Source organism: Aeromicrobium wangtongii, assembly GCF_024584515.1.
Taxonomy (GTDB): Bacteria; Actinomycetota; Actinomycetes; order Propionibacteriales; family Nocardioidaceae; genus Aeromicrobium; species Aeromicrobium wangtongii.
This window is the reverse complement of record NZ_CP102173.1, coordinates 2,976,545-2,989,480: the sequence shown is the minus strand read 5'-3', so window position 1 is coordinate 2,989,480 and position 12,936 is coordinate 2,976,545. Positions and strand designations below refer to the sequence as shown.

At 69.5% G+C, this 12,936-nt stretch carries 10 protein-coding genes; 8 read left to right on the top strand and 2 right to left on the bottom strand.

The genetic code is table 11. The features are described from left to right. Positions 1–54 precede the first annotated feature (54 nt). Entirely contained in the window at positions 55–2,430 is a 2,376-nt protein-coding gene (pcrA, locus tag NQV15_RS14630) for a DNA helicase PcrA (protein ID WP_372490384.1), read from the top strand. Positions 2,431–2,710: 280 nt separating this feature from the next. Here the strand turns inward: pcrA and NQV15_RS14625 are convergent, their stop codons facing one another. Beyond that, the gene (locus NQV15_RS14625; protein WP_232401040.1) at positions 2,711–3,379 is read right to left on the bottom strand and encodes a M23 family metallopeptidase; all 669 of its coding nucleotides are present in this window, start codon (positions 3,377–3,379) and stop codon (positions 2,711–2,713) included. A gap of 284 nt (positions 3,380–3,663) precedes the next feature. Between NQV15_RS14625 and NQV15_RS14620 the strand changes: the two genes are divergently transcribed. The 4 genes from NQV15_RS14620 to NQV15_RS14605 all read left to right on the top strand — a co-directional run bounded on the left by NQV15_RS14620 (position 3,664) and on the right by NQV15_RS14605 (position 7,738). Next, positions 3,664–3,927: a hypothetical protein gene (locus tag NQV15_RS14620; RefSeq protein WP_232401042.1), complete on the top strand. Its 264-nt coding sequence runs from the start codon at positions 3,664–3,666 to the stop codon at positions 3,925–3,927. A 115-nt stretch (positions 3,928–4,042) separates the two neighbouring features. Further along, complete coding sequence (gene sucC, locus NQV15_RS14615; protein WP_232401043.1) at positions 4,043–5,209, top strand: ADP-forming succinate--CoA ligase subunit beta; 1,167 nt, start codon at positions 4,043–4,045, stop codon at positions 5,207–5,209. 9 nt (positions 5,210–5,218) lie between these two features. Further along, a complete protein-coding gene (gene sucD, locus NQV15_RS14610) occupies positions 5,219–6,115 on the top strand; it encodes a succinate--CoA ligase subunit alpha (protein ID WP_232401045.1) in 897 nt (298 codons plus the stop codon). Between the two features lie 108 nt (positions 6,116–6,223). After that, positions 6,224–7,738 carry a SulP family inorganic anion transporter gene (locus tag NQV15_RS14605; protein WP_232401047.1) on the top strand — a complete coding sequence of 505 codons (1,515 nt, stop codon included), beginning with the start codon at positions 6,224–6,226 and terminating at the stop codon, positions 7,736–7,738. On the opposite strand, the gene NQV15_RS14600 is transcribed toward NQV15_RS14605, so the two are convergent. Further along, on the bottom strand, positions 7,739–9,550 hold the full coding sequence (locus NQV15_RS14600; RefSeq protein WP_232401049.1) for a SigE family RNA polymerase sigma factor: 1,812 nt from the start codon (positions 9,548–9,550) through the stop codon (positions 7,739–7,741). It lies immediately after the preceding gene. A 68-nt stretch (positions 9,551–9,618) separates the two neighbouring features. On the opposite strand from NQV15_RS14600, the gene NQV15_RS14595 reads away from it, so the two are divergent. The 3 genes from NQV15_RS14595 to purH are packed head-to-tail and all read left to right on the top strand — an operon-like array spanning position 9,619 to position 12,933. Then, positions 9,619–10,833, top strand: coding sequence for a cell division protein PerM (locus tag NQV15_RS14595; protein WP_232401051.1), 1,215 nt, complete (start codon positions 9,619–9,621; stop codon positions 10,831–10,833). Continuing rightward, positions 10,769–11,371 carry a phosphoribosylglycinamide formyltransferase gene (purN, locus tag NQV15_RS14590; protein ID WP_232401062.1) on the top strand — a complete coding sequence of 201 codons (603 nt, stop codon included), beginning with the start codon at positions 10,769–10,771 and terminating at the stop codon, positions 11,369–11,371. The genes NQV15_RS14595 and purN overlap by 65 nt, the downstream gene beginning before the upstream one ends. Beyond that, positions 11,368–12,933: a bifunctional phosphoribosylaminoimidazolecarboxamide formyltransferase/IMP cyclohydrolase gene (purH, locus tag NQV15_RS14585; RefSeq protein WP_232401070.1), complete on the top strand. Its 1,566-nt coding sequence runs from the start codon at positions 11,368–11,370 to the stop codon at positions 12,931–12,933. Before purN ends, purH begins: the two co-directional genes overlap by 4 nt. The last annotated feature ends 3 nt before the right edge of the window (positions 12,934–12,936 follow it).

The window sequence follows — 12,936 nt, the reverse complement described above, 5'->3', positions numbered from 1 at the left end:
GCGGGCCCTCCGATTCGGCCCGTGTCGGGTGCGGCAACTAGGCTGGACAGCACGATGACGCTGCCGTTCCCTGTCCCGTCCATGGGACGTCCACCTGCCGCCACGCCAGGATCCGCCGACCACCGGCGTCCACGCTCGGAGACCCTGCTGGAAGGGCTCAACGACGCACAGCGGGCTGCGGTGTCCCACCCGGGCGGTCCGCTGCTCGTGGTGGCCGGCGCGGGCTCGGGCAAGACCCGGGTGCTGACCCGGCGCGTCGCCTGGCTCATCGCCGCGCGCGGCGCCCACCCCGGCTCGATCCTGGCGATCACCTTCACCAACAAGGCCGCCGCCGAGATGCGCGAGCGCGTCGCCGACCTGGTCGGTCCCCGGGCGCGGATGATGTGGGTCTCGACCTTCCACTCCGCGTGCGTGCGCATCCTGCGCCGCGAGGCGACCCGATTCGGGTTCACGTCCTCGTTCACGATCTACGACTCGGCCGATCAACGCCGCCTGATGACGCTGATCTGTCGCGACATGGAGCTGGACCCCAAGAAGGTCAACCCGCGGGCGGTCCTCAACTGGATCTCCAACCTCAAGAACGAGCTGGTCGATCACGAGGCGGCCGCCGGCAAGGCGACCAATCCGACAGAGGAGATCTACGCCGAGGCGTACAAGACGTATCAGGCACGGCTGCAGTCGGCCAATGCGATGGACTTCGACGACCTGATCATGAACACGGTCCACCTGTTCCAGGCCTGGCCCGATGTGCGCGAGACGTACCGCCGCCGCTTCCGGCACATCCTGGTCGACGAGTACCAGGACACCAACCATGCCCAGTACCAGTTGATCCGCGAGCTGACCGACGCCGACTCCGACCTGCTGGTCGTGGGCGACTCCGATCAGTCGATCTATGCCTTCCGCGGCGCCAACATCCGCAACATCCTCGAGTTCGAGGACGACTTCCCGAACGCTGCGACGATCCTGCTGGAGCAGAACTACCGCTCCACCCAGACCATCCTGACGGCCGCCAACGCGGTCATCAGCCGCAACGAGGGCCGCAGGGACAAGCAGCTGTGGTCCGCGCAGGGCGACGGGGAGAAGATCGTCGGCTACGTCGGTGACGACGAGCGCGACGAGGCGCAGTTCATCGCCGACGAGATCGACAAGCTCGTCGACTCCGGCGAGGTGGCCGCCAAGGACGTCGCGATCTTCTACCGCACCAATGCCCAGAGCCGGGTGTTCGAAGAAGTCTTCATCCGCGTCGGCCTGCCCTACCGGGTGGTCGGCGGCGTCCGGTTCTACGAGCGCAAGGAGATCAAGGATGCGCTCGCGTACGTCCGGGTGCTGGTCAACCCTCGTGACACCGTCTCCCTGCGGCGCATCATCAACGAGCCCAAGCGCGGCATCGGGGACCGGGCCGAGGCATCCATCCAGCGGCTCGCGACGATGCACGACATCAGCTTCTGGGAGGCGCTGACCCGCGCCGACGAGGCGCCCGACCTGGCGACCCGTTCGCTGAACGCGATCCAGGCCTTCACCGCGTTCATGTCCGAGCTGATGGACATGGCCGAGTCGGGGGCCCCCGCCGATGCGGTGCTCGAGGCGGCGCTGACGCGCAGCGGCTACCTGTCCACGCTCGAGCAGAGCACCGATCCGCAGGACGAGACCAGGGTCGAGAACCTGGCCGAGCTCGTCGCCGTCGCGCGTGAGTTCGTCGTCGGCGCCAGCACGGTCGACGAGTCGGACGAGGCCGAGGACGTGCCGGCCGAGGAGCCATCCGAGGCCGTCGAGGCGATCTCCGACGAGCCGACGCTGGGGGAGGGGTCGCTCGCGGCCTTCCTCGAGCAGGTCGCCCTCGTGGCCGATGCCGACCAGATCCCCGACGAGGGCGACGGCGTCGTCACGCTGATGACCCTGCACACCGCCAAGGGCCTGGAGTTCCCGGTCGTGTTCCTGACCGGCATGGAGGACGGGGTGTTCCCGCACATGCGCTCGCTGGCCGACGTCAAGGAGCTGGAGGAGGAGCGACGCCTCGCCTACGTCGGCATCACCCGCGCCGAGTCGCGGCTGTACGTCACGCGCGCCACGACGCGGGCGGCCTGGGGTGCGCCGTCGTACAACCCGGCATCACGATTCCTCGACGAGCTGCCCGAGGCGCTGGTCGACTGGCGTCGTCTGGCCTCGCCGCCGACGCAGTGGACCCCGAGCCAGCCGTCGGCCACCGCGCAGTCGTCCTTCCGGACGTCCAATGTCGCGGCCCGTTCGAAGAAGGCCGACCGCGCGATCGTCTCGCTGTCGCCCGGCGACCGGGTCAGCCACGACAGCTTCGGCCTCGGTACCGTCATCGCGGTCGAGGGTCAGGCCGAGAAGTCGGTGGCGTCGGTCGACTTCGGCTCGCAGGGCGTCAAGCGGCTGCTCCTGCGCTACGCCCCCGTCGAAAAGCTCTGACCCACCCCACCCCACCCCAACGCTGACGCGTGGGTTGCGCACGATGACGCGTGGCTTCCGCACGGTGAGGCGTGGGTTGCGCGCCGCCCAGGGTGGACGGAACCCACGCGTCAGCGGACGTAACCCACGCGTCAGCGGACGTAACCCACGCGTCAGCGGACGGAACCCACGTGTCAGCGGACGGAAGCCACGCGTCGGCGTGCGGAACCCACGCGTCGGCGTGCGGAACCCACGCGTCGGCGTGCGGAACCCACGCGTCAGCGTTTGGGGGAGGGGTGGGTCAGGGGGTGACGTTGTGCGCGGCGAGGGCCGCGACGGGATCGACGGCCGGGCCGCCGGCGGGGTGCACCTCGAGGTGCAGGTGCGGGCCGGTCACGTTGCCGGTCGAGCCGGTGTAGCCGATGACGTCACCGGGTCCGACGTTGTCGCCGACCGAGACGGCGAAACGGCTCTGGTGGCAGTACCAGATCTCGGTGCCCGTGCCGTCGTTGAGCCGGATGACCGTGCGGTTGCCGTAGGCGCCCTCGTAGCCGGCGGACACCACCGTGCCCGCAGCGACCGAGACGATCGTGGAGCCCGACGGGCCGGCGAAGTCCAGGCCGGTGTGGACCGTCGACCACAGGCCGCTGCGCTGACCGAAGCGGGCGCTGAGGTGGTAGCCGGTGACCGGGATGACCCAGGTGTTCTGCTTCAGCTCATCGGCTGCCTTGCCGACCTGCTGGGCGAGCTCGGCCTGGGCGGCCTGCGTCTGCTCGGCCTGCATCTTGGCCTGACGGTCCAGCGTCGCGCGGTCGAAGCTGCGGCTCACGTCGACCGTGGTCTGCTCCGGGCCGGTGTAGCTCTGGCTGATCGTCTGGTACTTGTCGGCGCTGAGCGTGTTGCCGTCCGATCCGCTGCCGGCGACCGCTGAACCAAAAGCAGCCAGGATCAGTGCGAATGCACCGGCCATGGCTGGAGTGGGAACAAAGGAGTGGCGACGGGTCCGTCGGCGCTGGGCGGCTCGCTTGCCGGCCGTGCGCTGCGGGGTCTGCTGACGTACGTCGAGTCGGCGTTTGGGCGCTGACGAAGACACGCAGAAGACCTCCGGAAGAAAAAAACAGAACTCGCCGAGCCTAGCCCAGGATCGAGCTCGAGAGAAACGATATCCAGATCTTGTAGGGCCAAGGGTCCCTCCCCCCGTGGGACGAAGGCCAAACCTGTGACCCTGTTCACCGTGTGGCAGCATCGCGAAGCATGACGATCGAACGCATCATCGTGGGCGCGACCGGCGATGACGCAGCAGCCCGTTCAGCCGCCCGGCGGCTCCTGGACGAGGGGCACGAGATCGTCTTCGTCGGTGGGCACCAGACACCGGAGCACCTCGGACGGACGGCGGTCGCCGAGGACGCGGTGCGCATCCTCGTCGACACCGCGGCCGACGTGACCGCGCTGGGGCGCATCGCCGCGGTCTGTGCCGAGCTGGGCGCACCAGACATAACGGTGGAACACTTGGTGTGACGTAAGCAACGCGTCTTAACCCAGAATTAACGGATAGAGTCGCCAAGGCTCACGTGTGGCGGCCCATCGGCGGCCCGTGGGTAAAGCGGAACTCCAACTGAGGACGGACACCACCGTGGATTTGATGGAATATCAGGCGAAGGAACTCTTCGCCAAGCATGGCGTCGCAACGACGCTGGGCGTTGTCGTCCAGACCGCCGATGAGGCGAAGGCCGCAGCCGAGCAGCTGGGTGGCGTCACCGTCATCAAGGCGCAGGTCAAGGCCGGCGGCCGCGGCAAGGCCGGCGGCGTCAAGATCGCCAAGACCCCCGAGGACGCCTTCGAGCACGCGTCGAACATCCTGGGCATGGAGATCAAGGGCCTGACGGTCAACCGGGTGCTCGTCACCCCCGCGACCCCGCCGGTCGAGGAGTACTACTTCTCGTTCCTGCTGGACCGCTCCAACCGCAGCTACCTGTGCATCGCCAGCGTCGAGGGTGGTGTGGAGATCGAGGAGGTCGCCAAGACCAACCCCGAGGCCGTGCGCCAGATCCCGATCGACGCCGGCACCGGTGTCGACGAGGCCAAGGCCCGCGCGATCGTCGAGGAGGCCAAGTTCCCCGCCGAGCTCGCCGACCAGGCCGTGGCCATGGTCCAGTCGCTGTGGAAGGTCTTCGTCGAGGAGGACGCCACGCTCGTCGAGGTCAACCCGCTGGCTCGCCTCGAGGGCGACAAGCTCGAGGCGCTCGACGGCAAGGTCTCGCTGGACGAGAACGCTTCCGAGGTGCGTCACCCCGAGCACGAAGAGTTCGTCATCCACGAAGAGGCTGACCCGCTCGAGGCCAAGGCGAAGGCCAAGGGCCTGAACTACGTCAAGCTCGACGGCCAGGTCGGCATCATCGGCAACGGCGCGGGACTCGTCATGAGCACCCTCGACGTCGTCGCGTACGCCGGCGAGAAGCACGGCAACGTCAAGCCCGCGAACTTCCTGGACATCGGCGGCGGAGCGTCGGCCGAGGTCATGGCCAACGGCCTGGACGTCATCTTGAACGATCCGCAAGTCAAGAGCGTCTTCGTGAACGTCTTCGGCGGCATCACGTCGTGCGACGCGGTCGCCAACGGCATCAAGGGCGCTCTCGAGCTCCTCGGTGACGAGGCCTCCAAGCCGCTGGTCGTCCGCCTCGACGGCAACAACGTCGAGGAGGGTCGTGCGATCCTCAACGAGCTCAACCACCCGCTCGTCACCCAGGTGGACACGATGGACGGTGCGGCCGACAAGGCCGCCGAACTGGCGAACGGCTAAGGGACAGACATGGCTATTTTTCTGACCAAGGACTCCAAGGTCATCGTTCAGGGCATCACCGGCGGTGAGGGTTCCAAGCACACCGCCCGCATGCTGGCTGCCGGCACGCAGGTCGTCGGCGGCGTCAACGCCCGCAAGGCCGGCACGACGGTCGAGCACAAGGACGCCGACGGCAACACCGTCGAGCTTCCCGTGTTCGGCTCGGTCGCCGAGGCCATCGAGAAGACGGGCGCCGACGTGTCGGTCGCCTTCGTCCCGCCGGCGTTCACCAAGGACGCCGTCGTCGAGGCCATCGACGCCGAGATCGGCCTGCTGGTCATCATCACCGAGGGCGTGCCGGTCCAGGACAGCGCCGAGTTCTGGGCCTACGCCCAGGGCAAGAAGACGCGCATCATCGGCCCGAACTGCCCCGGCATCATCACGCCGGGCGAGGCGCTCGCGGGCATCACGCCGGCCAACATCGCCGGCACGGGCCCCATCGGCCTCGTCTCCAAGTCGGGCACGCTGACCTACCAGATGATGTTCGAGCTGCGTGACTTCGGCTTCTCGACCGCCATCGGCATCGGCGGCGACCCGATCATCGGCACGACGCACATCGACGCCCTCGAGGCGTTCGAGGCTGACCCCGACACCAAGGCGATCGTCATGATCGGCGAGATCGGTGGAGACGCCGAGGAGAAGGCTGCCGCCTACATCAAGGAGCACGTCACCAAGCCGGTCGTCGGCTACGTGGCCGGCTTCACCGCTCCCGAGGGCAAGACCATGGGCCACGCCGGCGCCATCGTCTCCGACGGTGCGGGCACCGCGCAGGGCAAGAAGGAAGCCCTCGAGGCTGCGGGCGTCAAGGTCGGCAAGACGCCGTCCGAGACCGCCGAGCTGATGCGCGAGATCCTCAAGAACCTGTAGGTCCGGTTCGGTCCGAAGCCCCCATCGCGCTGCGGTGGGGGCTTCGTCGTGTTCAGCAACCCGCGTCGGTGCGCCCCACCGTCACCTCCCAGTCTGGAGCACAATTCCTTGACCTCCTCCGTGCCCGCGCCGGCCCACGACCACGACACGCCGGAACCCACGGTCCGGCTGGCGCTGCGTTCCCCGAAGCTGCTGCGCACCGAGGTGCTCGCCGGCCTGGTGGTCGCACTGGCCCTGATACCCGAGGCGATCTCGTTCTCGATCATCGCCGGGGTGGACCCCCGCATCGGCCTGTTCGCATCGTTCACGATGGCGGTGGCGATCTCCTTCGTCGGCGGACGCCCGGCGATGATCTCGGCCGCCACGGGAGCAGTGGCGCTGGTCATCGCCCCGGTCATGCGTGAGCACGGCTATGACTTCTTGATCGCGACGGTCCTGCTCGGCGGGCTGATCCAGATCCTGCTGGCACTGGCCGGCGTCGCCAAGCTGATGCGGTTCATCCCGCGATCGGTCATGGTCGGCTTCGTCAACGCGCTGGCCATCTTGATCGTCGAGACGCAGATCGACCACCTGATCGACGTGCCGTGGGCGGTGTACCCGATGACCGCGGTGGCCATCGCGATCATCGCCGGCTTCCCTCGCATCAACGACGTCATCCCGGCCCCCCTGGTCGCGATCGTCGCGCTGACGGCGTTCACGGTCATCGGGGCCATCAACGTCCCGGACGTCGGCGACCAGGGCGACCTGCCCGACAGCCTCCCGTCCTGGTTCGTGCCGGACATGCCGTTCACGGCGGAGACCCTGAAGATCATCGCGCCCTATGCGCTGGGGATGGCGCTCGTGGGCCTCCTGGAGTCGCTGCTGACCGCCAAGCTCGTGGACGACATCACCGACACCCGGTCGGACAAGACCCGCGAGGCGTGGGGGCAGGGCGTCGCCAATGTCGTGACCGGCTTCTTCGGTGGCATGGGCGGCTGCGCCATGATCGGCCAGACGATGATCAACGTGAAGGTCTCCGGGGCCCGGACCCGCATCTCGACATTCCTGGCCGGCGTGCTCCTGCTGATCCTGTGCGTCGGGTTCGGCGACGTCGTCGCGCTGATCCCCATGGCGGCGCTGGTGGCGGTCATGGTCATGGTGTCGGTCGCGACGTTCGACTGGCACTCCATCCGTCCCGCGACGCTGCGCCGGATGCCCAGGAGCGAGACGGCGGTGATGCTGGCCACCGTCGTGGTCACGGTGCTGACGCGCAACCTGGCCATCGGCGTCGTGGTGGGCGTCCTGGTCGCGATGACCCTGTTCGCGCGCCGCGTCGCGCACCTGACGCAGACCCGCCGCGCCGTCGTCGAGGCGGCCGACGGCACCCGCCAGGCGGTGTACACCGTGACGGGTGAGCTGTTCTTCGCCTCCAGCAACGACCTGTACACGCAGTTCGAGTACGCCGACGACCCCGACCACGTCGTGATCGACCTGTCGGCCGCGCACATCTGGGACGCATCCACCGTCGCCTCGCTGGACGCGATCGAGACGAAGTACCACCGCAAGGGCAAGACCGTGGACATCATCGGGCTCGATGACGCCAGCGCCGAGCGGCACGGACGCCTCAGCGGCGGGCTCGGCTGACTACTCGGCGTACTGCAGGCGGGTGGCTGCGCGCCGGGCGATCGCGGTGAACTCGCTCTGGTTGATGTCGTACTCGCCGGCGGGGGTGAAGGTCAGCTGCGCGACATCGGCGCCCCGGCGGACGATGGCTGTGCGGTAGTAGACCTTCTTGCCGTCGGCGACCTCGAAGCCGACCCGCCAGGCGGTGCCGGAGGCGCCGGGCACCTTGACCTTGCGCTCCTGGTCGACCTTGGCCGACAAGATGTCGTCACGGCAGTTGTTGATCCGCGAGGAGACCTTCTTGACGAAGGTCTTGGCCTTGCGGGTCGACGTGAACCGCGCGACCGTCTCGGCGATGCCGAACTCCTGCGGCAGCCCTTCGGCCTGGTACAGGACGTAGACGCGCGAGCTCGCCGAGCGGATCGACTTGCTGGTGTAGGTGGCCTTGTCGCACTGGGTCGCCGCGGGATTGGTCTGCGCGGAGAAGGGCGCCGAGGCCCACACGCTGTTGATGTCGGCGACCGGTGGCAGGTCGACGATGCCCAGGAAGGAGGGGGCATCGGACGTCGGCGGCGGATCGGTCTGCACGACCTCGATCTGCTTGGAGCACTCGCCGCCGCTGTCCTTGCACACCTTGGCCACGGACTCGTTCAGGGTCTGCGCGAAGGCCTCGATGCTGGGGCCCTGCGCGCCGTCGACCTCGTGCACCAGCGTGCTGGTGATCGTGCCGGAGTGGCTGAAGCCGACCGTGAACGTGCGCTCGGGCGACCGGTGCGAGCGCAGGGACAGGATCGTGAAGTCACCGAAGGGACGCTTGACGGTGTAGGCCGCGACGAGCTGCACGCGCGGGTGCTCGCAGTCGGAGTACCACTGGACGAGGCGCTTGTAGGCCCGGGTGGCGATGCGGTCGCTGCGCGAGACCTCGATCGACTGGGCGACCCGGGCGTTGCCGGGTCCGCTGTCGGTGAATGTCCGGACGAAGACCTTGAGCGGATCCTTGTCGGCGAACCGCTTGACCGGGCAGGTCGCGTACGGCGTGGTGTTCGCGACGTTCTCGTCGGTGCCCTCCACCGTCCACGTGGTGCCCGGGCTCAAGGGCTCGAGCTGGCCGGCGGACAGCAGGTTGCCGGCGTCGATCTTGTGGGCGTCCAGCACGACATCGGGGCTCTCGGCGCCGATCTTCTCGCGGCGGGGGAGGTCCGAGCTGGTGGCCAGGGCATCGCCGTCGGTCGCGACGAACCCGCCACCCACGATGAGGGCCACGGATGCCAGGACGAGCAGGACGGTGTTGCGCCGACGGCCGCGCCGGGCGGCCGATCGCACATCGGCTGCCGGGGGCACCTCGAAGGAATCGGTCGCCGAGGCGAGCCCGTGCATGCGCCGCTCGATCGCGTCGATGCTCTCGCCGAGCGCCGTCTCGAGCTGGGCGAGCGCCGTCGTGACGTTCTCGATGCCCTCCTCGGCCGGCTGCCCGACCTCCCTGGACGCCTCCTCCAGATCGCTGTGGCCCAGAGTCATCAGCACGATGAGTCGCCGGTCGTCGGCGGACAGGTCCTGCAGCGCCGCGAGTAGCTCGGTGTCGCTGTCGCCCTCCTGGCGGCGACGCAGGGGATGGCTGCCGCGGTTCAGCGCGGTGATCTTCCATGCCTCGTTGCGGACGTAGGACAGCGGATTGCGATCGCGTATCTTGGACCAGTCACGCCAGGCCCGCCGATAGGCGTCGACGGTGGACTCGAAGGCCACCTGCCGGTCGCCGCACAAGGCATAGGTGACGCGGGTCACGCCCGTGAAAGTCGACGAGTAGAAGCTGTTGAACTCGTCGACGCGAGTCATGAATCAGCCTCCTCGGGGCTCCGGCGTGCCTGTGTGCAACGCGGCAACTTTACAGGGAGGATAAAGCGGTGCCTGCGCCCGTAGAGACCCCATACCTCCGGCCGGCCTTCCTGACCGCGATCGTCGCCACGATCGTGTCGTGGGCGGTCGCGGCCGTCTTCGTGGTGATCGCCCAGGGCGCCTCCGGGCTGTCCGCCGGGTCCCTGGCACGCACCACGATCCGCACCTGGCTCGTGGCCCTCGGCGCCGGGATCGACGCGGGTCCCGTGTCGATCGGCGTCGTCCCGATCGGCGCCACCCTGCTGTGCATCGCGCTGGTCGCCCAGGCCGCCGTGTGGGTCGTGGCCGATCCCTTGGTGGAGCTGGCTGCCTTCGCCGCGACGGCAGCGGGCGCCTACGGGACGATCGCGGCGATCGCATCCGCCGCGACGAATGTCGGCGACGTGGACACCTCGGTCGTCCGGGCCGCCTTCGGCGCCTTCGTCGTGGGCGGGCTCGGGGCCGTGTGGGGATCGGTGCGGCGACACGGTGACGCCGACCGCTGGTGGTTCACGGCGGTCCCGGACGTCCGAGCGGCGGTGCGCGCCGCGGTCCCGGGGGTGCTGGCGGTGCTGGGTGCTGCCGCCGCGATCGTGGCGGTGCTGCTGGTGACCCACGTCCAGCGGGCGGGCGATCTGTGGGCCCTGCTGGACCCGGGCGTGGGCGGTGGCGTGGCGCTCGCGGCCGGCTCGGTGCTCGCGGTGCCGACGCTCGTCCTGTGGACCGCCTCGGCACTGCTCGGCCCCGGCTTCGCGATCGGCACGGGCACGTCCGTCGACCTGACCGGCTCGCAGCTCGGCCAGGTCCCCGGCTTCCCGCTGCTCGCGGCGCTGCCGACACCGGGGACGTTCCCGGGCTGGGTGTTCGTCCTGGGGCTGGTGCCGCTGCTGGGCGGGATGCTCAGCGGATGGCGGGTCGACCCGGGCGGACGCACCGACCTGGTGCCGCGGCTGGCCCTCGGCGCGGCCGCCGGAGCGGTGGCGGGGCTCGTCCTCGGCGTCCTGGTCGGGATGTCCGGCGGTGCGGTCGGCCCGGGCCGGCTGGCGGACGCCGGGCCGCCGATGTTCACCCCCCTGCTGGTCGCCGTCCCGGTCATGGCACTGGGCGGCGCGCTCGGTGCGGCCCTGGCCCACTATCGTGGTCTTCGTGCCCCCCGCCCCTCGGACACCAGCGCGCCTGGTGGTCCTCGTCTCTGGAAGCGGCACCAATCTCCAGGCGCTGATCGACGCGTCGGCGGAGCCTGACTACGGCGCCGAGATCGTCGCAGTCGGCGCCGACCGTGACGGCATCGAAGGGCTGGCCCGCGCCGAGCGTCACGGGATCGAGACCTTCGTGCTGCGCACGTCGCAGTTCGACGACCGGGCGGCCTGGGACGTCGCGTTGGCCGACACGGTCGCGTCCTACGATCCCGACCTGGTCGTGCTGGCCGGCTTCATGAAGCTGACCGGGCCCGCCTTCCTGGGGCTGTTCGGCGGTCGGACGCTCAACACGCACCCGGCCCTGTCACCGGCCTTCCCCGGGATGCACGGCCCACGCGACGCGCTCGCGTACGGCGTCAAGATCACCGGTGCGACGCTGTTCGTCGTCGACGAGGGTGTCGACACCGGCCCGATCGTGGCCCAGGTCGCGGTGCCGGTGCTCGACGGCGACGACGAGAGCTCGCTGCACGAACGGATCAAGACCAGCGAGCGCGCCATGCTGGTCGACTGGGTCGGCAAGCTGGCCCGCCACGGCTTCCACATCGATGACCGGGCCGTACGGCTCGCAGGAGATCACACATGACCAGCAGTCCTGAATCCTCGACCCGCCCGCTCAAGCGCGCCCTCGTCTCGGTCTACGACAAGACCGGCCTCGAGGAGCTCGCCCGCGACCTGCACGCCGCGGGCGTCTCGATCGTGTCGACCGGCTCGACCGCCAAGACCATCGAGGCGGCGGGCGTCCCGGTGACCCCCGTCGAGGAGCTCACCGGCTTCCCCGAGTGCCTGGACGGCCGAGTCAAGACGCTGCACCCGCGCGTCCACGCCGGCATCCTGGCCGATCTGCGTCTGGACTCGCACGTCGAGCAGCTCGCGGAGCTCGAGATCGAGCCCTTCGACCTGGTCATCGTCAACCTGTACCCGTTCCGCGAGACGGTCGCCTCGGGCGCGTCGCCCGACGAGTGCGTCGAGCAGATCGACATCGGCGGTCCGTCGATGGTCCGCGCTGCCGCCAAGAACCACCCGAGCGTCGCCGTGGTCGTCTCGCCCTCGGCGTACGACGACGTCCGCGCCGCGATCGCGGCCGGCGGCTTCACCCTCGAGCAGCGCAAGCGGCTCGCCGCCCAGGCGTTCGCCCACACCGCGGCGTACGACGTCTCGGTGGCGTCGTGGTTCGCCAGCTCCTACGCCCCGTCCGAGGACGGCTGGCCCGACTTCGCCGCGGAGGCGTGGACCAAGTCCGCGGTGCTGCGCTACGGCGAGAACCCCCACCAGCCGGCTGCGCTGTACACCGACGGCACCGGTGGGCTGGCCGAGGCCGAGCAGCTGCACGGCAAGGAGATGTCGTACAACAACTACGTCGATACCGATGCGGCCCGCCGTGCCGCGTACGACTTCGACGAGCCGGCCGTCGCGATCATCAAGCACGCCAACCCGTGCGGCATCGCGGTCGGCGCCGATGTCGCCGAGGCGCACGCTCGCGCGCACGCCTGCGACCCCGTCTCGGCCTTCGGTGGAGTCATCGCGACCAACCGACCGGTGAGCGTCGCGATGGCCGAGCAGGTCGCCGAGGTGTTCACCGAGGTCATCGTCGCGCCCGACTACGAGCCCGGCGCCGTCGAGGTGCTGCAGGGCAAGAAGAACATCCGCATCCTGCGCTGCGCCGGTGACGACACCACGACGGGGGAGTACCGCCAGATCAGCGGCGGCGCCGTGATGCAGTTCCGCGATCACGTGGATGCCGAGGGCGATGCGCCGTCCGCGTGGACGCTTGCCGCCGGTGAGCCGGCCGACGAGGCGACCCTCGCGGACCTGCAGTTCGCCTGGACCGCGTGCCGGGCGGTCAAGTCCAATGCGATCCTGCTGGCCAAGGACGGCGCCTCGGTGGGCGTCGGCATGGGCCAGGTCAACCGGGTCGACTCCTGCCGTCTCGCGGTCGAGCGGGCCGGCGCCGAGCGGGTGACGGGTGCCGTCGCGGCCTCCGACGCCTTCTTCCCGTTCTCCGACGGCCTGCAGGTGCTGCTGGACGCCGGGGTCAAGGCAGTCGTCCAGCCCGGTGGCTCGGTGCGTGACGAGGAGTCGATCGAGGCGGCGAAGGCGGCCGGCGTGACGATGTACTTCACCGGCACGCGGCACTTCTTCCACTAGGCT